The sequence below is a fragment of the Agrobacterium tumefaciens genome, from assembly GCA_025560025.1.
Classification (GTDB): domain Bacteria; phylum Pseudomonadota; class Alphaproteobacteria; order Rhizobiales; family Rhizobiaceae; genus Agrobacterium.
This window is the reverse complement of the sequence record CP048485.1, coordinates 945,576-968,829: the sequence shown is the minus strand read 5'-3', so window position 1 is coordinate 968,829 and position 23,254 is coordinate 945,576. Positions and strand designations below refer to the sequence as shown.

Annotated in this window: 20 protein-coding genes and 3 tRNA genes; 1 reads left to right on the top strand and 22 read right to left on the bottom strand. The window is 58.8% G+C overall.

Annotation, left to right across the window (positions count from 1 at the left end; all coding sequences use genetic code 11):
* Positions 1-23 precede the first annotated feature (23 nt).
* The 19 genes from nuoN to FY152_04710 form a co-directional block, all read right to left on the bottom strand.
* Positions 24-1,466, bottom strand: a complete 1,443-nt coding sequence (gene nuoN, locus FY152_04800; protein UXS31445.1) for an NADH-quinone oxidoreductase subunit NuoN — start codon at positions 1,464-1,466, stop codon at positions 24-26.
* 18 nt (positions 1,467-1,484) lie between these two features.
* The gene (locus FY152_04795) at positions 1,485-2,996 is read right to left on the bottom strand and encodes an NADH-quinone oxidoreductase subunit M (protein ID UXS31444.1); all 1,512 of its coding nucleotides are present in this window, start codon (positions 2,994-2,996) and stop codon (positions 1,485-1,487) included.
* On the bottom strand, positions 2,996-4,993 hold the full coding sequence (nuoL, locus tag FY152_04790) for an NADH-quinone oxidoreductase subunit L (protein ID UXS31443.1): 1,998 nt from the start codon (positions 4,991-4,993) through the stop codon (positions 2,996-2,998). Before nuoL ends, FY152_04795 begins: the two co-directional genes overlap by 1 nt.
* A 7-nt stretch (positions 4,994-5,000) precedes the next feature.
* Positions 5,001-5,309 (bottom strand): NADH-quinone oxidoreductase subunit NuoK, encoded by a 309-nt coding sequence (nuoK, locus tag FY152_04785; protein ID UXS31442.1) that lies wholly within the window; start codon positions 5,307-5,309, stop codon positions 5,001-5,003.
* A 28-nt stretch (positions 5,310-5,337) separates the two neighbouring features.
* Positions 5,338-5,952 (bottom strand): NADH-quinone oxidoreductase subunit J, encoded by a 615-nt coding sequence (locus tag FY152_04780; protein ID UXS31441.1) that lies wholly within the window; start codon positions 5,950-5,952, stop codon positions 5,338-5,340.
* Between the two features lie 136 nt (positions 5,953-6,088).
* Positions 6,089-6,580, bottom strand: a complete 492-nt coding sequence (nuoI, locus tag FY152_04775; protein UXS31440.1) for an NADH-quinone oxidoreductase subunit NuoI — start codon at positions 6,578-6,580, stop codon at positions 6,089-6,091.
* A gap of 36 nt (positions 6,581-6,616) precedes the next feature.
* A complete protein-coding gene (nuoH, locus tag FY152_04770; GenBank protein ID UXS31439.1) occupies positions 6,617-7,663 on the bottom strand; it encodes an NADH-quinone oxidoreductase subunit NuoH in 1,047 nt (348 codons plus the stop codon).
* Positions 7,664-7,676: 13 nt separating this feature from the next.
* Positions 7,677-9,758 carry an NADH-quinone oxidoreductase subunit G gene (locus FY152_04765; protein ID UXS31438.1) on the bottom strand — a complete coding sequence of 694 codons (2,082 nt, stop codon included), beginning with the start codon at positions 9,756-9,758 and terminating at the stop codon, positions 7,677-7,679.
* Between the two features lie 149 nt (positions 9,759-9,907).
* A complete protein-coding gene (gene nuoF, locus FY152_04760; protein UXS31437.1) occupies positions 9,908-11,212 on the bottom strand; it encodes an NADH-quinone oxidoreductase subunit NuoF in 1,305 nt (434 codons plus the stop codon).
* 10 nt (positions 11,213-11,222) lie between these two features.
* On the bottom strand, positions 11,223-12,320 hold the full coding sequence (locus tag FY152_04755; GenBank protein ID UXS31436.1) for an NADH-quinone oxidoreductase subunit E: 1,098 nt from the start codon (positions 12,318-12,320) through the stop codon (positions 11,223-11,225).
* Between the two features lie 16 nt (positions 12,321-12,336).
* Complete coding sequence (locus FY152_04750) at positions 12,337-12,597, bottom strand: hypothetical protein (GenBank protein UXS31435.1); 261 nt, start codon at positions 12,595-12,597, stop codon at positions 12,337-12,339.
* Positions 12,597-13,787 carry an NADH-quinone oxidoreductase subunit D gene (locus tag FY152_04745; protein UXS31434.1) on the bottom strand — a complete coding sequence of 397 codons (1,191 nt, stop codon included), beginning with the start codon at positions 13,785-13,787 and terminating at the stop codon, positions 12,597-12,599. Before FY152_04745 ends, FY152_04750 begins: the two co-directional genes overlap by 1 nt.
* A gap of 1 nt (position 13,788) precedes the next feature.
* Positions 13,789-14,217, bottom strand: coding sequence for a GFA family protein (locus tag FY152_04740; GenBank protein ID UXS31433.1), 429 nt, complete (start codon positions 14,215-14,217; stop codon positions 13,789-13,791).
* A complete protein-coding gene (locus FY152_04735) occupies positions 14,214-14,816 on the bottom strand; it encodes an NADH-quinone oxidoreductase subunit C (GenBank protein UXS31432.1) in 603 nt (200 codons plus the stop codon). Before FY152_04735 ends, FY152_04740 begins: the two co-directional genes overlap by 4 nt.
* A 20-nt stretch (positions 14,817-14,836) precedes the next feature.
* Positions 14,837-15,421, bottom strand: a complete 585-nt coding sequence (locus FY152_04730) for an NADH-quinone oxidoreductase subunit B (protein UXS31431.1) — start codon at positions 15,419-15,421, stop codon at positions 14,837-14,839.
* Positions 15,412-15,777 carry an NADH-quinone oxidoreductase subunit A gene (locus tag FY152_04725; protein ID UXS31430.1) on the bottom strand — a complete coding sequence of 122 codons (366 nt, stop codon included), beginning with the start codon at positions 15,775-15,777 and terminating at the stop codon, positions 15,412-15,414. Before FY152_04725 ends, FY152_04730 begins: the two co-directional genes overlap by 10 nt.
* Before the next feature lie 438 nt (positions 15,778-16,215).
* A tRNA-Asp gene (locus tag FY152_04720) sits at positions 16,216-16,292 on the bottom strand.
* A gap of 39 nt (positions 16,293-16,331) precedes the next feature.
* Positions 16,332-16,408 (bottom strand) — tRNA-Asp (locus FY152_04715).
* Between the two features lie 98 nt (positions 16,409-16,506).
* The gene (locus FY152_04710; protein UXS30543.1) at positions 16,507-16,812 is read right to left on the bottom strand and encodes a hypothetical protein; all 306 of its coding nucleotides are present in this window, start codon (positions 16,810-16,812) and stop codon (positions 16,507-16,509) included.
* 41 nt (positions 16,813-16,853) lie between these two features.
* Here FY152_04710 and FY152_04705 point away from each other — a divergent pair.
* Positions 16,854-16,929 (top strand) — tRNA-Val (locus tag FY152_04705).
* A gap of 650 nt (positions 16,930-17,579) precedes the next feature.
* On the opposite strand, the gene FY152_04700 is transcribed toward FY152_04705, so the two are convergent.
* From FY152_04700 to lon, 3 genes are all read right to left on the bottom strand, one after another.
* Positions 17,580-19,778 carry an esterase-like activity of phytase family protein gene (locus FY152_04700; protein UXS31429.1) on the bottom strand — a complete coding sequence of 733 codons (2,199 nt, stop codon included), beginning with the start codon at positions 19,776-19,778 and terminating at the stop codon, positions 17,580-17,582.
* A gap of 358 nt (positions 19,779-20,136) precedes the next feature.
* Positions 20,137-20,412 carry an HU family DNA-binding protein gene (locus tag FY152_04695; protein UXS31428.1) on the bottom strand — a complete coding sequence of 92 codons (276 nt, stop codon included), beginning with the start codon at positions 20,410-20,412 and terminating at the stop codon, positions 20,137-20,139.
* A 288-nt stretch (positions 20,413-20,700) separates the two neighbouring features.
* Positions 20,701-23,118, bottom strand: a complete 2,418-nt coding sequence (lon, locus tag FY152_04690) for an endopeptidase La (protein ID UXS31427.1) — start codon at positions 23,116-23,118, stop codon at positions 20,701-20,703.
* Positions 23,119-23,254: the final 136 nt, after the last annotated feature.

The window sequence follows — 23,254 nt, the reverse complement described above, 5'->3', positions numbered from 1 at the left end:
GCCCGTATGCTTGTGTGTATTGGTCAAAAGAACGTCTTTGCCGCGACCGTGACCGCATTGCCGAGCGCACCGCCAAAGACGATGAAGGCGACAACGAACAGTCCGGAGAGCGCATAAACGACCTTCAGTTCACCGGCCGGACGTTCGAAGCTGCCCTTGGCTTCATCGAACCACATAACCTTGACGACGCGAATATAATAATAAGCGCCGACAACCGAACCGATCACGCCGATGATGGCGAGCGGATAAAGCTTGGCTTCGATAGCTGCGAGGAAAACGTAATACTTGCCGAAGAAGCCGGCGAGCGGCGGAATGCCGGCAAGCGAGAACATCAGGATCGTCAGCACAACCGCCATGAAGGGGTTGGTGGAGGAAAGCCCGGCCAGATCCTCGACAGTCTCGACATTGCCGATTTCCTTACGCCGCATGGAGAGAATGCAGGCGAAGGTACCAAGTGTCATGACCATGTAAATGGTCATGTAGAGAATGACGCCCGAAACACCAGCTTCTGTACCCGCCGCCAGACCGACAAGCGCGTAACCCATGTGACCGATGGAGGAATAGGCCATCAGTCGCTTGATGTTCTTCTGGCCGATCGCGGCAAACGAGCCGAGCAGCATGGAAGCGATGGAGATGAAGACAACGATCTGCTGCCAGTCGGCAAAAACCGGCTGGAACGCATCAATGACGATGCGAACGAAGATCGCCATGGCACCAATCTTGGGGGCCGCGGACAGGAAGGCGGTGACCGGGGTCGGTGCGCCTTCATAGACATCAGGCGTCCACATGTGGAACGGCACGGCGGAAATCTTGAACGCCAGACCGGCGAGAACGAAGACCAGACCGAAAACGAGGCCCAGCGAACGGGTCTCGGCCGTCAGCACCTGGGCGATTTCGGCAAAGCCGGTATTGCCGGTGAAACCGTAAACCAGCGACATGCCATAAAGCAGCATGCCGGAGGAAAGCGCGCCGAGAACGAAATATTTCAGACCCGCTTCCGTGGAGCGCAGGCTTTCCCGGTTGATGGCGCAGACGACGTAAAGTGCAAGCGACTGCAGTTCAAGCGCCATATAAAGCGAGATCAGGTTGTTGGCGGAGATCATCAGCAGGATGCCGAGGGTCGCCAGAACCAGAAGCACGGGATATTCGAACCGGCCGACCGGCTCGAAACGGCCCTGGCCAACAGAAAGGATCATGGCGGTGATCGAGCCGATCAGCGCCAGCACCTTCATGAAGTTACCGAAGGCATCGGCGACGTAAACGCCGCCGAAGGCCACACCCGAAGCGGGCGCAAAGACGATCCAGAGACCGACGACGAGCAGCAGGGCCACGGAGAGGCCCGTGACCGTCGTTGTCGACTTGTCGCCCGAGAAGACGCCAATCATGAGCAGCGCCAGCGCGCCGACCGCAAGGATCAGCTCGGGCGTCGCGATGTGCAGACTGGCAAAAAGGATTTCAGCGGTCATGTCCAACGGGTCCTGTCGTCAATTCATAGTGAGCGCAACATTTTGCGCCGCCTGCAATGCAGCCGTATAGTTGTTTACCAGAAGATCGACCGATGCGGCGGTGGCATCGAACACCGGCGCCGGATAGACGCCGAAGAAGATCGTCAGGACGACCAGCGGATAAAGGATGACCTTTTCGCGGGTCGACAGATCGAGCATCGCCTTCAGGCTTTCCTTCTCGAGCGCACCGAAAATCACGCGGCGATAAAGCCACAGCGCATAAGCGGCCGAGAGGATGACGCCGGTTGCCGCAAACAGTGCGACCAGCGTGTTGGCGCGGAATACGCCGATCAGCGTCAGGAATTCACCGACAAAGCCTGACGTGCCGGGCAGACCGACATTGGCCATGGTGAAGATCATGAAGGCGACGGCATATTTCGGCATGTTGTTCACGAGGCCGCCATAGGCGGAAATCTCGCGGGTGTGCAGCCGGTCATAGACAACGCCGACGCAGAGGAAGAGCGCGCCAGAGACAATGCCGTGCGACAGCATCTGGAAGATCGCGCCCTGCACGCCCTGAACGTTGGCGGCGAAGATGCCCATGGTCACGTAACCCATATGGGCAACGGAAGAATAGGCGATCAGCTTCTTGATGTCGTCCTGCATCATCGCCACCAGTGAGGTGTAGATGATGGCGAGAACCGACAGCGTGAAGACGAAGGGTGCGAAATAATCAGAGGCCAGCGGGAACATCGACAGCGAGAAGCGGATGAAACCGTAACCGCCGAGCTTCAGCATGACACCGGCAAGAATGACGGAGCCTGCGGTCGGGGCCTGAACGTGGGCATCCGGCAGCCAGGTATGTACAGGCCACATCGGCATCTTGACCGAGAAGGCCGCGAAGCAGGCAAGCCACAGCCAGGTCTGCATGCCGGCCGGGAAGCCGTATTTCAGAAGTTCCGTCATGTCGGTCGTGCCGGCCTGCCAGTACATGGCCATGATGGCGAGCATGGTCAGAACCGAACCGAGCAGCGTGTAGAGGAAGAATTTGTAGGAGGCGTAAACGCGATCCTTGCCGCCCCAGACGCCGATGATGATGAACATCGGGATCAGCGTCGCTTCGAAGAAGACGTAGAAAAGAACCGTATCCAGCGCCACGAAGACGCCGATCATGACGACTTCCAGAAGCAGGAAGGCGATCATGTATTCCTTGACGCGCTTCTCGATCGAATCCCAGCTTGCCAGCACGCAGAAAGGCATGAGGAAGGTGGTGAGGATGACGAAGAGCATAGAGATGCCGTCGACACCCAGATGATAGGCGGCGATGTTGCCGAACCAGGCGTGTTTTTCCACCATCTGGAAACCGGGATTCGAATTATCGAAACCGATCCAGATAAACAGCGACACCAGGAAGGTGAAAACGGTCGTCAGCAGCGAGACATTGAGAATGTTGCGGCGACCATATGGGCCGTTCTCATTCGTCAGAAGCAGGAGCACCACGCCGACGAGCGGCAGAAAGGTGACCGTTGAAAGAATGGGCCAATCGGTCATCAGAGGGCACTCCCGAGCATCATCCAGGTGACAAGCGCCGCGATGCCGATCAGCATCGCAAAGGCATAATGATAGAGGTAACCGGATTGCAGGCGGACCATGCGGTTGGTCACGTCAACCACACGCGCTGCAATGCCGTTCGGTCCATAGTGGTCGATGACGGCGACGTCACCCTTTTTCCACAGGAAGCGGCCGAGCGCCTTTGCGGAACGTACGAAGAGGAAGTCGTAGAGTTCGTCGAAGTACCACTTGTTCAAGAGGAACTGGTAGAGGCCACGATGGGTCTCGGCCAGACGCTTCGGCGTCTCCGGCGACTTGATGTACATGTACCAGGCGGTCACGAAACCAAGCGCCATGGCGAAGAACGGGCTCCACTTCACCCACAGCGGAACATGATGGAACTCTTCGAGGATTTCATTTTCCGGAAGCGTAAACAGGGCGCCCTTCCAGAACTCGGCATATTCATGACCGAAGAAATAACCTTCGAAGGCCACACCGGCGAAGATCGCGCCGACGGTGAGGATGAAGAGCGGGATCAGCATGACCATCGGCGATTCATGCACGTGGTGCATGACATCGGCCGAAGCGCGCGGCTTGCCGAAGAAGGTCATGAAGGCCAGACGCCAGGAGTAGAAGCTGGTGAACAGGGCCGCGATGACCAGCAGCGTGAAGGCGACGCCCGAGAGAACCGAATGCGAAGCATAAGCGGATTCGATGATGACGTCCTTCGAGAAGAAGCCGGCAAAACCGATCATCGTGCCCGGAATACCGACGCCGGTCAGCGCCAGCGTGCCAACGGTCATGGTCCAGAAGGTGATGGGGATATGCTTGCGCAGGCCACCCATGTAACGCATGTCCTGCTCGCCATCGACGGCATGGATGACCGAACCGGCGCACAAGAACAGCAGAGCCTTGAAGAAGGCGTGCGTGAAGAGGTGGAACACCGCCGCACCATAAGCGCCGACGCCGAGCGCCACGAACATGTAACCGAGCTGCGAGCAGGTCGAATAGGCAATGACGCGCTTGATGTCGTTCTGCACGAGGCCGACGGTCGCCGCGAAGAAGGCGGTGATCGCGCCGATCAGCGTCACGACGGTGAGCGCATCATGCGACAGTTCGAAGAGCGGCGACATGCGGGCGACGAGGAAGACGCCGGCGGTAACCATGGTTGCGGCGTGAATGAGGGCAGACACCGGGGTCGGGCCTTCCATCGCGTCCGGCAGCCAGGTGTGCAGCAGGAACTGCGCCGATTTACCCATGGCGCCCATGAAGAGCAGCAGGCACACGCCCGTCATCGCATTGGCCTTGTCCAGCTGCATGCCGAACAGGTTGATGACGGTGTCGGTGGAGGCAGCACCTTCAGCCGGCAGATAGGTGCTGGCGGCGGCAAAGATGGTTTCGAAATTGATCGAGCCGAACAGCACGAACACGCCGCCAATGCCGAGGATGAAGCCGAAGTCACCGACGCGGTTGACGATGAAGGCCTTCATGGCGGCAGCCGATGCGGACGGCTTCTTGAACCAGAAACCGATCAGCAGATAGGACGCAAGACCCACACCTTCCCAGCCGAAGAACATCTGCAGCAGGTTGTCGGAGGTCACCAGCATCAGCATGGCGAAGGTGAAGAGCGACAGATAGGCAAAGAAGCGCGGGCGATGCGGATCGTGGTGCATGTATCCGATCGAATAGAGATGCACGAGCGTCGAGACCGTGTTGACCACGACGAACATGACAGCCGTCAGCGTGTCGATGCGGAAGGCCCATTCGACATCGATGCCGCCGGACTGGATCCAGCGCAGCACGGTGACCTTGATCACCTCGCCCGGCTCACCATGGGCGAGCGCGACGGTGAAGAAGACGATCCACGACAGGATGGCGACCACGATCATCAGACCGGTGGTGACATATTCCGAAGCCTTGGCGCCGATCGAGCGGCCGAACAGGCCGGCGATCAGGAAGCCGATCAGGGGAAGAAAGACGATAGCCTTGTAGATCATAGCCTTATCAGCCCTTCATCATATTGACGTCTTCGACGGCGATCGATCCGCGGTTGCGGTAGAAGACAACGAGTATTGCAAGACCGATGGCCGCTTCGGCGGCTGCGACGGTCAGAATGAACAAGGCGAAGACCTGGCCGACAATGTCGTTCAGGAAAGCCGAGAAGGCCACCATGTTGATGTTGACCGCCAGCAGGATAAGCTCGATCGACATGAGGATGACGATGACGTTCTTCCGGTTGAGGAAGATGCCGAAGATGCCGATCGTGAAGAGGATCGCGCTGACCGTCAGGTAGTGGGAAAGACCGATTTCCATATTCTGTTTCCTTGGATCCGTTCGCGCCTCAGATGCCCTGGCCCGGCTTGACCTTGACCGTGGTAACGGCAGTCTTCGGGTCACGGCCGACCTGGGTGGAGATATCCTGCCGCTTGATGTCGGTGCGATGACGCAGCGTCAGCACGATGGCGCCGATCATGGCCACCAGCAGCACGAGACCGGCGAGCTGGAAGAAGTAGATGTAATTGGTATACAGCACGTCGCCGAGGGCTGCGGTGTTGGTGCGCTCGGTGACCGGCGGGATCGGCATGGTGATCGATTTCGCCGCCTGCGGGTTCAAGACGCTGCCGCCGACAACGACAATCAGTTCCGCCGCAAGGATCACACCGATCAGCGCGCCAACCGGGGCATATTGCAGCACGCCGGAGCGCAGCTCCGCGAAATCCACATCCAGCATCATGACGACGAAGAGGAAGAGCACCGCCACGGCGCCGACATAAACCACCAGCAGGATCATGCCGAGGAACTCGGCACCCGTCAGCAGGAACAGCGCGGCTGCGTTGAAGAAGGTCAAAATCAGAAACAGCACCGAATGAACAGGGTTCTTCGATGCGATGACCATGAACGCAGACGCCACGGCGACGAAAGCGAATATATAAAAGAATACAGCGTGCAGACCCATGTTGGTGCCTTCTTGTCCTCATCGGGCAAAGATGGCTCGAAGGCCCCTCACCCGTTTCGTCCCCGCCGGCGAAAACCGCGCAGGCATTTTACTTTTCATCGTTTTCCGGGGTTTCCCCCGGAAAGACGGTTGCGCCTTAACGGTAAGGCGCATCCAGTGCGAGGTTGCGTGCGATTTCACGCTCCCAGCGGTCGCCATTGTCGAGAAGCTTCTGCTTGTCGAAATAAAGCTCCTCGCGGGTTTCCGTCGCGAATTCGAAGTTCGGGCCTTCGACGATGGCGTCCACCGGGCAGGCTTCCTGGCAGAAGCCGCAATAGATGCACTTCACCATGTCGATATCGTAACGCACCGTGCGGCGGGTGCCATCATTGCGGCGCGGGCCGGCTTCGATGGTGATCGCCTGAGCGGGACAGATAGCTTCACACAGCTTGCAGGCGATGCAGCGCTCTTCACCGTTCGGATAACGGCGCAGCGCATGTTCGCCGCGGAAACGCGGAGAGACCGGGCCCTTTTCGAAAGGATAGTTCACCGTTGCCTTCTGTTTGAAGAAGTGGCGCATCGTGAGCAGGATCGCGCCCACGAACTCCTTGAGGAACAGTGAATTGACGGCTTGGGAGAGGCTTGCCATCTCAGTCTCCAGATTTCTGAGCGAGGAGTACAGACATCAACCGGCCCACCCCGTCAGCTTCAATACGAATGCAACAATAACGACCATGGCGAGCGACAGCGGCAGGAACACCTTCCATCCGAGACGCATGAGCTGGTCATAACGGTAACGCGGAACGAAAGCCTTGGTCAGAGCGATCATGAAGAAGACCATGCAGCCCTTCAACGCGAACCAGACAATGCCCGGAACCCAGTTCAGGAACCACACATCCACGATCGGCAGCCAGCCGCCCATGAACAGGATCGTCGTCAGGCAGCAGATCAGGACAATCGCAGCATATTCGCCGAGCATGAACATCATGTAAGGCGTGGAGCCATATTCGACCATGTGACCGGCAACCAGTTCCGATTCCGCTTCCGGAAGGTCGAAGGGCGGACGGTTGGTTTCGGCAAGGCCCGAAATGAAGAACACGATGAACATCGGGAACAGCGACAGCCAGTGCCAGTCAAGGAACGAGGCAGGCAGGCCAAGCATGGTACCGAGGCCGGTCTTCTGGGCGAGAACGATGTCCGTCAGGTTCAGCGAACCGACGCAGAGCAGAACGGTGACGATAACGAGGCCGATCGACACTTCGTAGGACACCATCTGCGCGGCAGAACGCAGCGCGCCGAGGAACGGGTACTTCGAGTTCGAAGCCCAGCCGCCCATGATGATACCGTATACTTCAAGCGAGGAAATCGCGAAGATGTAGAGAATGCCGACATTGATATTGGCGACGACCCAGCCTTCGTTGAAGGGAATGACGGCATAGGTGGCGAGAGCCAGCGTCACGGCGACCAGCGGCGCCAGAAGGAAAACGGCCTTGTTGGCGCCGGCCGGAATGACAGGCTCCTTCAGAATGAACTTCAACAGGTCGGCGAAGGACTGGAAGAGACCGAAGGGACCAACGACGTTCGGACCGCGGCGCAGCTGTACCGCCGCCCAGACCTTGCGGTCGGCAAGCAGCAGGAAGGCGATGGCCACCAGAAGGCAAACGAGAAGCAGCAGGGACTGGCCGACCATGATCAGCGCGGGCCAGACGTAGCTCCAGAAAAACTGTTCCATAAATCCCCTACCCTTACTCTGCCGCAGCCTGGAAATTGTTGCGGGCCAATGCGGAGCACTCGGCCATGACGGCGGATGCGCGCGCAATCGGGTTCGTCAAATAAAAGTCTTTAACCGGCGAGGCAAACGCCGACTTGTTGAGCGAGCCGGTCTTGCCGGCCAGCGCTTCGATATCCGTGGCCTTGCCGGCTACGATCTCGTCTGTTTCCGCCAGATGCGGATGCGCAACATAGAGCTGGCCGCGCAGGGCAGACAGCGAATCGAACGGCAGCTTCTTGCCGAGAACATCGGAAAGCGCACGCAGGATCGCCCAGTCTTCGCGGGCTTCGCCCGGTGCGAAACCGGCGCGGTTGCCCAGCTGCACGCGGCCTTCGGTATTGACCCAGATACCGGATTTTTCGGTATAGGCCGCACCCGGAAGGATGACGTCGGCGTTCATCGCGCCCTGATCGCCATGGCTACCAATATAGACAGTGAACTTGGCGCCCTTGTTGGACAGGTCGAGTTCATCGGCGCCGAGCAGGAAGAGAACGTCCATGGACGCGACCATTTCAGCGGCGGCAACACCGCCCTCGCCCGGCACGAAGCCGATATCGAGACCGCCAACGCGGGCAGCGGCGGTGTGCAGAACCGAGAAGCCGTTCCACTCTTCGGTGACAGCACCTACCGAGGTAGCGAGCTTGGCGGCGGCAGCCAGTACGGCTGCACCATCGGCGCGCGCCAGAGCACCCTGACCGATGATGATCAGCGGGTTCTTGGCGGACTTCAGCTTGTCAGCGAAGCTGTGCGAACCATTGGCCAAGTCGGACAGCGTTTCAGCGCCGGAACCGAGATATTCGTAATTGTAGCGAAGCTCACCGGCTTCACCGATCACGCCGATCGGGAAACCGCCGCGACGCCAGCGCTTGCGGATTCGGGCGTTGAGCACGGCCGCTTCGTAACGCGGGTTGGAACCAACGATCAGCAGGGCGTCGGCCTGTTCAATACCTTCGATGGTGGAGTTGAACAGGTAGCTGGCGCGGCCGAGCGACGGATCGAGTGCAGCGCCATCCTGACGGCAATCGACATTGGCCGAGCCGAGCGCCGCCAGAAGCGACTTCAGCGCGAACATTTCTTCAACGGAGGCCAGATCGCCGGCAATCGCGCCGATCTTGCTGCCGGATGTTGCGGCAACCGCCTGCTTGATCGCACCGAAGGCTTCACCCCAGCTTGCGGGCTGCAAGCGACCATCCTTGCGGACGTAAGGGCGGTCAAGGCGCTGCGTCTTCAGGCCGTCCCAGATGAAACGGCTCTTGTCGGAAATCCACTCTTCGTTGATCGCCTCGTTGACACGCGGCATGACGCGCATGACTTCGCGGCCACGGGTATCGACGCGGATGGCCGAACCGAGCGCGTCCATCACGTCGATGGTTTCGGTCTTGTTCAGTTCCCACGGACGGGCGGTGAAGGCGAAAGGCTTGGAGGTAAGCGCGCCGACCGGGCAGAGGTCAACAACGTTGCCCTGCAGCTCCGAGGTCATGGCCTGCTCGAGATAGGTGGTGATTTCGGCATCTTCACCGCGGCCGATGAGGCCAAGTTCGGCAATGCCGGCCACTTCCGTGGTGAAACGGACGCAGCGCGTGCAGTGGATGCAACGGTTCATGACCGTCTTGACGAGCGGTCCGATATATTTGTCTTCAACCGCGCGCTTGTTCTCCGCGTAACGCGAACCGGCGATACCGAAGGCCATGGCCTGGTCCTGCAGGTCGCATTCACCGCCCTGGTCGCAGATCGGGCAATCGAGCGGGTGGTTGATGAGCAGGAATTCCATCACACCTTCGCGGGCCTTCTTGACCATCGGCGTGTTGGTGAAAACTTCAGGCAATTCGCCGTTCGGGCCGCCGCGAACGTCGCGAACGCCCATGGCGCAGGATGCGGCAGGCTTGGGCGGTCCGCCCTTCACCTCGATGAGACACATGCGGCAGTTACCCGCGACCGACAAGCGCTCATGAAAACAAAAGCGCGGAACTTCGGCACCAGCCTCCTCGCACGCCTGCAACAGCGTGAAATGATCCGGAACCTCGATCTCTTTACCGTCAACCTTGAGCTTTGCCATGGTCCTACTTACGTCCTGTTGCCTGTTCGTCCCATGTCTCACACGGTCCGCAACAAATCCTTAATCACGCCCGGCACTCGTATCGTCTGCCAGACGCTTCATGGTGTCGCGAGGCCGGAAAATTCCGGCTCCGCCTGAAGCCTCAATGCTTATTCAGCGGCTTCCAGAACAGCGCCATCATCCATGGCCCTGTAGGTATATTGGTCGATGCGCTTTTCGATTTCCGGACGGAAATTGCGGATCAGCGCCTGTACCGGCCATGCGGCGGCGTCGCCGAGCGCACAGATGGTGTGGCCTTCGATCTGCTTCGTCACTTCGAACAGCATGTCGATTTCGCGCTTCTGGGCATTGCCCTTGACCATGCGCTCCAGCACGCGCCACATCCAGCCGGTGCCTTCGCGGCACGGCGTGCACTGGCCGCAGCTTTCATGCTTGAAGAAGGCCGCGATGCGGGCAATCGCCTTGATGACGTCGGTGGACTTGTCCATGACGATCATGCCGCCGGTGCCGAAGGAAGACTTCACTTCGCGCATGCCGTCAAAATCCATGATGGCGTCCTTCATGTCCTCACCGCGAACGATGGGGCAGGATGCGCCGCCGGGGATGACGCCGAGCAGATTGTCCCAGCCGCCGCGAATGCCACCGCAATGGCGCTCGATCAGCTCACGGAAGGACAGGCCCAGCGCATCTTCGAAGGTGCACGGACGCTCGACATGGCCGGAGACCATGAACAGCTTGGTGCCGACATTGTTCGGACGGCCGATGGACGAGAACCATGCAGCACCTCGGCGCAGGATGGTCGGCGCAACGGCGATCGATTCAACGTTGTTGACGGTCGTCGGGCAGCCGTAAAGACCCATATTGGCCGGGAACGGCGGCTTGAGGCGCGGCTGGCCCTTCTTGCCTTCGAGGCTTTCGAGCAGAGCCGTCTCTTCGCCGCAGATATAGGCACCTGCGCCGTGATGGACGTAGATGTCGAAATCCCAGCCGTTCTTGTTGTTCTTGCCGAGCAGGCCGGCATCGTAGCATTCGTCGATGGCCGCCTGCAGCGCCTCACGCTCGCGCATATATTCGCCGCGAACGTAGATATAGGCGGTATGCGCGCCCATGGCGAAACCGGCGATAACGCAGCCTTCGATCAGCGTATGCGGATCGTTGCGCAGGATTTCGCGGTCCTTGCAGGTGCCGGGCTCGGATTCATCGGCGTTGACGACGAGATAATGCGGGCGGCCGTCATTTTCCTTCGGCATGAAGGACCACTTGAGACCCGTCGGGAAGCCAGCGCCACCGCGACCGCGAAGGCCTGATGCCTTCATCTCGTTGATGATCCAGTCACGGCCCTTTTCGATGATCTGCTTGGTGCCGTCCCAATGGCCGCGCGCTCTCACGCCCTTCAGGGACTTGTCCTTGAGGCCGTAGAGATTGGTAAAGATGCGATCCTGATCTTTTAACATGCTTCACCTCTTACCGCGGCTTCTTGCCGAAGACCTTGATATACTCGGCTTCGCCACCCTTGGCGAGCGCCTCGGCCTGCTTGATCCACTCGTCGCGTTCGATGCGGCCCTTGAAATTCAGATAACCGTCGACCCAGTCGCATTCGGCCTTCTTCCAGCCCGCGACCTGCGCGAAGGTGAAGATGCCGAGCTCATGCAGCGTGCCTTCGATCTTCGGACCGACGCCGGAAATGAGCTTCAGGTCGTCGGGCGTGGCGGGCTTCTCGATGCCTGCCGGACGATCCTTGGAATCGAGCGACGGCTTCGCAGATCCCGAAGCTTCCTTTTCGGCGGCCTTGACGTTGGCTTCCGCAGCCTTCGGCTCGTTTGCCGGCGTCTTCAGCTTCGGATCGGTCTCCGGCGCATCGGTCTTCGGCTTGGCGGCGTTGGACGGCGGAACCGGTGCGGCATCCGCAGGCACTTCGGCCGGCTTGTCGAGATTGGAACGATCCGGCTTGATCTCTTCCGTCAGCGTCGTCAGTCCACCGACCGGCACGGATTCGTGACGGTCGATCTGCGGACCGGTCTTGACGGTGTCGCCCTTGCCCGCTTCGAACGTGTCGATGATCTCTTCCAGACGCTCTGGCGTCAGGTCCTCATAGGCATCCTTGAAGATGATGACCATCGGCGCGTTGACGCAGGCGCCCTGACATTCCACTTCTTCCCAGGAGAGCGTGCCGCTCTCATTGGTGTGCAGCGGATCGTGGTGGATCTTCTTGCGGCAGACATCCATCAGCGCTTCCGAGCCGCGCAGCATGCAGGGCGTGGTGCCGCAGACCTGAACGTGCGCGCGCGTGCCAACCGGCTTCAGCTGGAACTGGGTATAGAAGGTCGCCACTTCCATGACGCGGATATAGGCCATATCCAGCATGTCGGCGATCTTTTCGATGGCGGCGCGGGTAACCCAGCCGTCCTGCTCCTGCGCACGCATGAGCAGCGGGATGACCGCCGATTGCTGGCGTCCCTCGGGATATTTCTTGATCGTCTTCTCAGCCCAGGCAGTGTTTTCCTGGTTGAAGGCAAATGCCACGGGCTGGAACTGATCTTCGGCTAGTCGACGAACGGACATACTTCCTCACGCCTTTTCAGTTTAACGTCTCACAACGCGATCTCGCCACCGTGACGAATTCGCAGGCGTAAGCCGCCTTGTCTTTCTGCATGAACACGATGAACTTGCTGCCATTGGGAACCGAGGCCTTGATCTCGAATCCCGACGACAGAAGCTGCTTGATGGTGGAACCGCCGCCGCTCGACAGCGATACGCCGCCCTCGTCCGTCGCCGTCTGGGCGAGAACGGGGGTCGACATCGCAGCAAGAAAAGCCGGAATGGCGAGCGGCAGACGCATCAGCGGTCGACCTCCCCGAACACGATGTCGAGCGAGCCGAGAACGGCTGTAACGTCGGCAAGCTGATGGCCCTTGCACAGGAAATCCATAGCCTGCAGGTGTGCGTAACCCGGAGCGCGGATTTTGCAGCGATAGGGCTTGTTCGAACCGTCTGCGACCACGTAAACGCCGAACTCGCCCTTCGGCGCTTCGACGGCGGCGTAAACTTCGCCGGCCGGAACGTGGTAACCTTCGGTGTAGAGCTTGAAGTGGTGGATCAGCGCTTCCATCGAACGCTTCATCTCGCCACGCTTCGGCGGAACCACCTTGCCATCGAGCGAGGAGACCGGGCCGATGCGGTGCTTGCCGGAGAGAAGATCGACGCACTGCTTCATGATCTTCACAGATTCGCGCATTTCCTGCATGCGGATCAGGTAACGATCGTAGCAGTCGCCGTTCTTGCCGACGGGAATGTCGAATTCGAGATCGGAATAGCACTCATAGGGCTGCGCGCGGCGCAAATCCCAGGCAGCGCCCGAGCCGCGCACCATCACGCCCGTGAAACCCCAGGCGAAGGCGTCTTCGAGCGAAACGACGCCGATATCGACGTTACGCTGCTTGTAGATACGGTTGTCGGTCAGCAGGCCCTCGATATTGTCGAGAACGGTGAGGAACGGGTCGCACCACTTGCCGATATCATCGACCAGTTCCGGCGGCAGGTCCTGATGCACGCCGCCCGGACGAACGTAAGCCGAGTGCATGCGGGCGCCACAGGCGCGCTCATAGAACACCATCAGCTTTTCGCGTTCTTCGAAACCCCAGACCGGCGGCGTCATCGCGCCGACGTCCATGGCCTGTGTCGTGACGTTCATGATGTGCGACAGGATGCGGCCGATTTCCGAATAAAGCACGCGGATCAGCTGGCCGCGCATCGGGATTTCGAGGCCGAGCAGCTTTTCGACGGCGAGCGCGAAAGCATGTTCCTGGTTCATCGGCGCGACGTAGTCGAGGCGGTCGAAGTAAGGAACGGCCTGCAGATAGGTCTTGGTCTCGATCAGCTTTTCGGTGCCGCGATGCAGAAGACCGATATGCGGATCGACGCGCTCGACGATTTCGCCGTCCAGTTCCAGAACCAGACGCAGCACGCCGTGCGCGGACGGATGTTCCGGACCGAAGTTGATCGTGAAATTGCGGACGTTATGCTCAGTCATTCTAGTGCTCCGCCGAGGTGATCATGGCGATGAATTCGGGGCCGGTCATGTTCTGCGTGGTTTCGGCGAAAGAGTAGCTCGAAGGCTTCTCATCCGTGAAAATCTGCGACGCGAACTTGAAACTGGAAGGGTTATCGAAAGCCTGCAGCGAAACGGCAAAATGTTTGCCGTCCTTGGAACGCCACATCAGCGTGCTGCCGCAATTCTTGCAGAAGCAGCGCTCACCCCATTCCGACGAGGAATAGACGCCGAGGTTCTCTTCGTTTTCGACGGAGATATCAGCGCATTCGACAGCCAGAAACGCACCGCCGGACCAGCGGCGGCACATGGAGCAATGGCAAACGCCAAATTCACGGGCACCGATGACGGCGTTGAAGCCGACGGCGCCGCAAAGACATTGCGCATGCTCTGTCGCGGGGGCTTGGCTCATTGCTTGGCCTTTTCGTCACCCGGGAGAACATATTCGGTTCCTTCCCATGGGGAGAGGAAATCGAAGTTGCGGAATTCCTGCTTCAGTTCGACCGGTTCATAAAGAACCCGTTTCAGCACGTCATCGTAACGCACTTCCACAAAGCCGGTAACCGGAAAATCCTTGCGCAGCGGATGGCCTTCGAAACCGTAATCGGTGAGGATACGGCGAAGGTCCTTATGGCCTTCGAACGGAATGCCATACATGTCCCAGGCTTCGCGCTCGAACCATTCGGCACCCATGTAAACGGAGGTCGAAGACGGCACGCCCTCGTCTTCCGCTACCTGCAGCTTGATGCGGACGCGCAGGTTCTGGCGCGGCGACAGCAGGTGATAGACGACATCGAAACGCTTTTCGCGCTGCGGCCAGTCAACGCCGCAAATGTCGATGATGTTGACAAAACCGCACTGCACGTCGTCACGCAGGAAGGTCAAAAGCGCGATCACACTTTCAGGCGTCGTGTTCAGCGTCAGTTCGCCATAGGCGATATCAGCCGACACCACGAGGGAACCGCGCGCTTCCTTAACGTAAGCAGCAAGATCGTTGAGAGCTTCGCTCATTCTTAATCCGTCCTTTGCCCTTAGCGCTCGATCGTACCGGTACGACGAATCTTCTTCTGCAGCAGAAGCACGCCATAAAGCAGCGCCTCCGCCGTGGGGGGACAGCCCGGAACGTAAATATCCACCGGCACGACGCGGTCGCAACCGCGCACGACAGCGTAGGAATAGTGATAATAACCGCCGCCATTGGCACAGGAGCCCATGGAGATGACGTAACGCGGCTCAGGCATCTGGTCATAGACCTTGCGCAGAGCCGGCGCCATCTTGTTGGTCAGCGTGCCGGCGACGATCATCACGTCAGACTGGCGCGGTGAGGCGCGCGGGGCGACACCGAAGCGCTCCATGTCATAACGCGGACCGGACGCCTGCATCAGGCCTTCGACGGCGCAGCAGGCGAGACCGAACTGCATCCACATCAGGGAGCCGGTACGCGCCCAGGTGATCAGCTCGTCGGTCGAGGTGACGAGAAAGCCCTTGTCGGCCAGCTCGTCATTGATTTCCGTGAAGTAGGCATCGTTGCTGCCAACCGGCTTGCCGGTCGAGGGATCGATGATCCCCTTCGGCTGCGGCGCAACGAGCGTGCTGTTGTTCTGGCTCATGCCCATTCCAGCGCTCCCTTCTTCCACTCATAGATAAAGCCGATGGTGAGGACGAGGAGGAATACCATCATCGACCAAAAACCGAACCAGCCCATCTCACCAAAAGACACCGCCCAGGGGAAGAGGAAGGCGACTTCCAGATCGAAGATGATGAACAGGATCGACACCAGATAAAAACGGATATCGAACTTCATGCGGGCATCGTCGAAGGCGTTGAAACCGCACTCGAAAGCGGAAAGCTTTTCCGGGTCCGGAGCCTTGTAGGCAACCGCGAAAGGCGCAATGAGAAGCGCCAGGCCAATGACGAGAGCGATACCGATGAAGATTGCGATCGGAATGTAGGAACTGAGGAGTTCAGTCATGGTCTCTTCCCTGCCCGGCCGGGTGCCGGACCTGCCTTTGCGACTGATAAGTCTCAAGGCGCACAAATATGTTGCAACGCCAAAGTGGTTAGCGCAGCCGCGCTCTCTCTGCAAGAGTTTAGGCACCATTTCAAGACACCTGCCGCATTGATTGGCAACAATATTGCCGGAATTGACGCAAATTTGGGCCACAATTCCGACCTAAGCCCCTCAAATACAATAATAATCGATTGAAGGACGCAACCGCAAAAAAGTCACACGAATTTTACGTCGAAATGGCGGCGAAGTGACGATATCGGGAGATCGAAACTTGAGTAAAAAAAGTAGGAAAAATCACATCTGAAAAGTCCGGAATCAGGTGCCGGAATCGTCAAAAAAACGGAGTCGCGCAGACGGCGCGTCGATCTATTTTTGAGGAGACATTTCAGGAAGAAGAAATGGCGCGAGTGACGGGGCTCGAACCCGCGACCTCCGGCGTGACAGGCCGGCACTCTAACCGACTGAGCTACACCCGCGCACCACAGACATTCATCTGTGTTTTCCGAGGAATAGGATGGCGCGAGTGACGGGGCTCGAACCCGCGACCTCCGGCGTGACAGGCCGGCACTCTAACCGACTGAGCTACACCCGCATCTCCTGACGACAGGAGCTTGTCCCGCCGCTCGAACCAGCCTCGGCTGTTCGATGAGCGGCTAACTACGGCGTTCGTGCGGGGGTGTCAAGCAGGTTTCACGACAAAAGAATAAGCTTCTTCATTTTGATCGGAAAAAACCTGAAGGCCATTGATAAGCGTTCCGGCAAACGCCTTGTTTTGCGGGCTTTTCCCAACGAAAACAAAAAACTTGTCCACAGGCGCGGGCGTCCGCAGGAAGATTCCCCTGTGCCGTTCGCGCTGGCTGTGGCTTCTGTTTTTGCCAAAAAGCCCGCAGTTCCAGCCTTTTGGCCATCAGCCACGGACATGGGAAAATACGACCCGGAAAAAAAACAAAAAAACTTCACAAAAGCCCTTGCGGTTTTTTTCCGATCCGAATACATCACGGCCACCGACGCGGCGGACATGATCCGCAGGACGCGAAGGGCGATTAGCTCAGTTGGTAGAGCGCCTCGTTTACACCGAGGATGTCGGGAGTTCGAGTCTCTCATCGCCCACCATTTTCCAAATCATCCAGATCGCTGCATAGTTGAACCCGACATTTGTCGTGACACGCGTTCTTTGATGTGAATTTCCAGCTTAAGAATCATTCCCCTACCCGCTGGCATGCGGATTGTCGAAGCCGGATCCACGTGCTGGAGATGAGGAATCGCATTTTACGGTTCCCGTCTATGCCAAATCGGCACTTCTGTTCCACATTCCGACAGCTTTTTCAGGTCTGTGTGCCACCCCGCAACATACCGAAAAATAAGCAGATTCAGACTTTTTAAAGAGATTTCGGGCATTATTTTCGAGCCGTTTCATGATGAGCGGTAGAAATAATGGATGAAACCATGGTCGACGCGTTTGTAACACTCGCGCTCATAGCGCTGCCTGTTTATATTTTTTTTCGCTGGGTCCAGCAGGACTCGGAAAAAGACAATACTCCCAAAAGCAAGAATTCCATGGGGCGGTGATCCTTTGCGATCGGTCCTCGGCTTTTGCACCCTGTCCCCCGACAAATCACCGATGACCGATAACGAAGCAGCAGTGCCGGCTTGACAGCCTGCATTGACATCGCACCAAACGGGCCCTGACCGGCTTTGCTTATGCCACATAAAAAAGCCGGGCTATGCCCGGCTTTTCTCATTTGCGGCACTATCGGGGGCGATCAGTTGATCGCCTTCAGATCGACAGTGAAGAACAGCGTTTCACCGGACGAATCGTCGACGCCATCATTGTCGGTGACCGCATAGGCCGTTCCCGCCTTGTCGAAGGTGAAGCCTTCCAGCTTGTCGACGACATAACCATTGGTCTGGGCCTTGAGGTCCGGCAGGAAATCATGCGCTTCCTGCTTGGCCACCAGTGGCAGTTCGCCGCCGATCTTGCTCGGCTTCAGGTCTGCGATTGCAACGCGGTAGAGCTTCTTGATCTTCGCCTTGTCGCCGATCTGGTTGTCGCGCTCGACGATATAGACATAGTCGCCCTGGGCGGTGATTTCGGAAAGGCCGACCCAGCCTGCCTCGGTCTTGTCGAGCGGGTAACGCACGGCGCCCCATTCCTTGGACTTCGGGTTATAGGAGACGAGCTTGACAATGCCCTTCTCGTCCGTTCCCCATTCGCGCTGAACGGCCATCCACAGCGTCGCATCGTCGCCCTTGCCGATCATGGTCACGCCTTCGAAACCGAAGCGGGTCTCACCGGCAAGAAGTTCCTTCGGCAGCGCGATTTCAGCCTTGATTTCACCCTTGGCGTTGACGTTGTAGAGCGCGTGCGGAACAAGCTTGGCGCTATCGCCTTCCGATGCCAGCCAGAAGCCGCCCTTACCGTCGAGGGTGATGCCTTCGATGTCGAGCTTCTGGGCAGCGATGCCGTCACGCTTGACGCGCAGCACACTGGTAATGGTGGCGGGTTTCTTCGTTGCGTCGATGGTGAAGATCGACGGCTGGTTGCCATAGACCGAGTCGGACACGGCGTAGAGAATGCCGGGCTTCTCGGCATCGCCGACCAGACCCGAAAGAGCGCCCCAACCGATCGGCGCGCCGTCGACGGTGGCGGAGACGAGCTGCGGATAGGCCGCCTCGCCTTCGGCACGCTCGTAAAGCATGACATGCGAGCGAACGCCGCCATCCTCGACCAGATCGACCTCGTTTGCCGTAACCAGAAGGTTGCGCGACGGAATGGCGACGGCTCCCTCCGGCGAAACGCCGGACGGCAGAAGCTGCGTCAGTTCCGGCTCCTTGCCGGTGTCCTTGTAGACAGCAACGACAGAGGCGCGCTCGGCAAGCACGAAGAAGTATTTCTGGTCACCGAATGTTGCCGCTTCCAGACCTTCCGGCTCGATGCCCTTGGCCTTGGAGCGCTTCTCCGGATAGTGGCCGATGGCCGCAACCGCATGTTCGAGCGACGAACCCGATTCGTAGACGAGCTTTCCGGTCTTGTCGAAGATGGTGAAACCGCGCGAACCGCCCTGCCAATCACCTTCATTGGCGATGACGATGCGGTCATTGTCCAGCCACTTCACGGCATCCGGCTCGCGCTTGCGGCCTTCCTGCTTGTCGGTGAACTTCAGCTGGCCATCGCTTTTCGTATCGACGCCTTCGAGATCGACCTTACCGGCGGAGAAATGCGTCTTCACCGTGCCGGTCTTGCCGTCGAGGATGACGATGTGGTTGTTTTCCTGCAGCGTGAGCGCGATCTCGCCATTGGCATTGATCGAGACGAATTCCGGTTCCGGATCTTCCGGAGCGATTTCGGCAAGGCCAGTCAGTTCGATCTTCTTCAGCGTTCCACAGTCAGCGACGCCGTTCTTCAGGCCGACCGTGACCAGATAACCGGCGGGCATTTGCGGCAGGGCGCCTTCGTTCACCTCTTCGTCGCGTTCGTTTTCGATCGCGATGGCGGCAAAGGTCTTGTCCGGGGAAACGGCGACGGAATCAGGCTGGCCACCGAGATCACAGCTTGCCTCGATCTTCTTGGTGGCGATATCTACCGTTACCAGCTTGCCGGACGGCTTGGCGCGGTTTTCCGACGTATTGACGCCGGCCAGAACCTTGACGCCTGCGACGGCGACAGAGGTCGGCTCGCCTTCGAGCAGCAGGGCGCCGCCAGCCTTGGGGGCCTTCGCATCGGTGATGTCGATGAAGCCGATGCCGCCAAGCGGGCTGTCCGAATAGATCAGCGTCTTGCCGTCTTCGCTGGCAGTGACGATTTCAGCTGAGGTGACGGACTTGGCGTCCTTGTCCGCGGGAAGGTTCTTCGCCACCGGAAAGGATGCAATGCGGTTAAAAACCGGCTCGGCCGCAGCCGGAAAGGCTGCGGATGTGAGCAGCGCAGCAGTCAAAGCCATGTGAGAAAATCGGAACGCCATCATAATCCCCCTTGGGTCCAGAAATACCCCATGGCTTCTGCGTCAAAGACATGACAGTGGCATGACATTTCCTGTCGGGTGAATCAAAAAGCCCGGCCATAAAGACCGGGCTTTCCTGTTTATGCGCACATTCCGCGTATCGGAACACCGTGTGACCGGATGGGGGCTACACAGGCAAGCTCCCCTACTTTCAATCAACATCATGCCGGGTTGAAAAACTGGGCTATCCGAAAAAAGCTTTTCGAAAAGCCGCCCGGTTTTCGGGCCGGCATGATGGCGTCAAGGCGTCAAAACATGTTTCCTCGTGAACCTGAAAAGCCGCCCGCCCGCCGCCGGGCGCTGCGGCTTTCCGGAAACCTTACGAGTTAACAGCGTCCTTCAGGCCCTTGCCTGCGGAAAACTTCGGCACGTTGCGAGCCGGGATATCGACTTCAGCACCCGTGGAAGGGTTACGGCCCTTGGAGGCTTCACGGCGGCTAACGGAGAAGCTGCCGAAGCCAGCGAGGCGGATGTCGCCACCGCTCTTCAGTTCGTTCTGTACGGTTTCGAATACCGCATCAACAGCGGAAGCAGCATCTGCCTTCGTGAGACCAGCCTTTTCGGCAACAGCAGAGACGAGCTCGTTCTTGTTCATGTTTCCACCCCTTTCAATGGTTTGAAACGACTCAAATTAAGCCGGCGCAGAATACGTTCGCATCCGCGCGCAGCAACTCAAAAGCGCTGGAATCGCCTGAAAAACAAGGGGTCTGCGGTTTTTTTCACAAAAAAGGCCGACATTTCTGCCGGCCTTCCACATATTCGTGCCAAATTGGCATCACTTGTGCGGGCCGAAGCACCGCCTGTGCCTTCCGGCACCTAACGCATTGATTCTATGCATCACCTTTTGCGAAAACCGATTCCGGCCTCCGCGCCGATGCCTCGATCAATGCGCGATCGTCTGGCTGCCGTCATCGACACCTTCGACGGTGGCGATAACAGGCGTCTCGATGCTGCCGTCCCACTCGATGGGTTCCGGCTTGCGAAGCAGCGCGTGTTCGATCACCTCGCCCATGCGCGAAACCGGGATGATTTCCATCTCGTTCTTCACATTGTCCGGAATCTCCGCCAGATCCTTGGCGTTTTCTTCCGGGATCAGCACCTTCTTGATGCCGCCGCGAAGCGCCGCAAGCAGCTTTTCCTTCAGGCCGCCGATGGGCAGCACGCGACCACGAAGCGTGATCTCGCCCGTCATCGCCACATCCTTCGAGACCGGAATGCCAGTCATGATGGAGACGATGGCGGTTGCCATGGCAACACCTGCAGAGGGTCCGTCCTTCGGGGTCGCACCTTCCGGAACGTGGACGTGGATGTCGCTCTTGTCGAAGCGCGGCGGTTCGATGCCGAAATCCACGGCGCGCGAGCGGACGTAAGATGCCGCCGCCGAAATGGATTCCTTCATCACTTCCTTGAGGTTGCCGGTCACCGTCATGCGGCCCTTGCCCGGCATCATCACGCCTTCGATGGTGAGCAGCTCACCGCCAACTTCCGTCCAGGCAAGACCGGTGACGACACCGACCTGATCCTCGCGCTCGGCCTCGCCATGGCGGAACCGCGGAACGCCCAGATAATCCGGAACGTTGGCTGCGGTGACTTCCACGGACTTGACCTTGCCCTTGATGATCTCGGTCACGGCCTTTCGTGCAAGCTTCATCAGCTCGCGCTCGAAGCTGCGCACGCCCGCCTCACGGGTGTACTGCTGGATGACGATCATCAGGGCGTCATCGCTGACCGAGAACTCTTCCGGACGCAGGGCGTGTTCCTTGATCGCCTTCGGCAACAGGTGACGCTTGGCGATTTCGCGCTTTTCGTCTTCGGTGTAGCCGGCGATGCGGATCACTTCCATACGGTCCATCAGGGGACCCGGAATGTTCAGCGTGTTGGCCGTGGTCACGAACATCACGTCGGACAAGTCGTATTCCACTTCAAGGTAGTGGTCCATGAAGGTGGAGTTCTGTTCCGGATCGAGCACCTCGAGCAGAGCAGACGACGGGTCACCACGGAAATCCATGCCCATCTTGTCGATTTCGTCGAGCAGGAACAGCGGATTGGCCTTCTTGGCCTTCTTCATCGACTGTACGATCTTGCCCGGCATGGAGCCGATATAGGTGCGGCGGTGACCACGGATTTCCGCTTCGTCACGAACGCCACCCAGCGCCATGCGCACATATTCGCGGCCGGTCGCCTTGGCGATCGACTTGGCGAGCGAGGTCTTGCCGACGCCGGGAGGGCCGACGAGGCACAGGATGGGGCCGCGGATCTTCGAGGCGCGCGCCTGGACGGCGAGATACTCGACGATGCGTTCCTTGACCTTGTCCAGACCGAAATGATCCTGATCGAGGATCTTTTCGGCAGCGTTGAGGTCGGTCTTGATCTTCGACTTCTTGCCCCAGGGCAGACCCAGCAGCCAGTCCAGATAGTTGCGCACGACGGTCGCTTCCGCGGACATCGGGCTCATCTGGCGAAGCTTCTTCATTTCCGCCTCGGCCTTTTCCTTTGCCTCCTTGGAAAGCTTGGTCTTGGCGATGCGTTCTTCCAGTTCGGCCATCTCGTCGCGGCCGTCTTCGCCGTCGCCGAGTTCCTTCTGGATCGCCTTCATCTGCTCGTTCAGGTAATATTCGCGCTGGGTCTTCTCCATCTGGCGCTTGACGCGCGAGCGGATGCGCTTTTCGACCTGAAGCACGGAAATCTCGCCTTCCATGAAGCCGAGCGCCTTTTCAAGCCGCTGCTTCACGCTGACGGTTTCCAGCATTTCCTGCTTTTCGGTGATCTTGATCGACAGGTGCGAAGCGACCGTATCGGCCAGCTTCGAATAATCGTCGATCTGACCGGCAGCGCCGACAACCTCCGGCGAAATCTTCTTGTTGAGCTTTACATAGCTCTCGAATTCCGAAACGACCGAACGCGACAGCGCCTCGATCTCGACCGGATCTTCGGCAGGCTCCTGCAGCGGCGTCGCGGAGGCTTCGTAGAAGTCTTCACGGCCGGTATATTCATCGATCTGGGCGCGGCCCTTGCCTTCCACCAGAACCTTGACGGTGCCATCGGGCAGCTTCAGGAGCTGGAGAACGTTGGCGACCGTGCCGACCTTGTGGATGGCGTCCGGGGTCGGATCGTCATCGCTGGCGTTGATCTGGGTGACAAGCATGATCTGCTTGTCCGAACCCATGACTTCCTCGAGCGCACGAATGGATTTTTCCCGCCCGACGAACAGGGGAACGATCATATGCGGGAAAACGACAATGTCGCGCAGGGGAAGTACCGGATAGGTACCGCCAGATGCCGCAGACGTGATGTTCGTCATATCATTTCCTTTCCATGGTCCCTTTCGGGACACTTTGCCGGACGTCTTGGGGCGCCCGACATATTCATTTCTCGAGACTGAAAGTGGAGTTTCGAAACACCGATTTCAAGTCACCGGAAGAGACGGTCCACCCGCA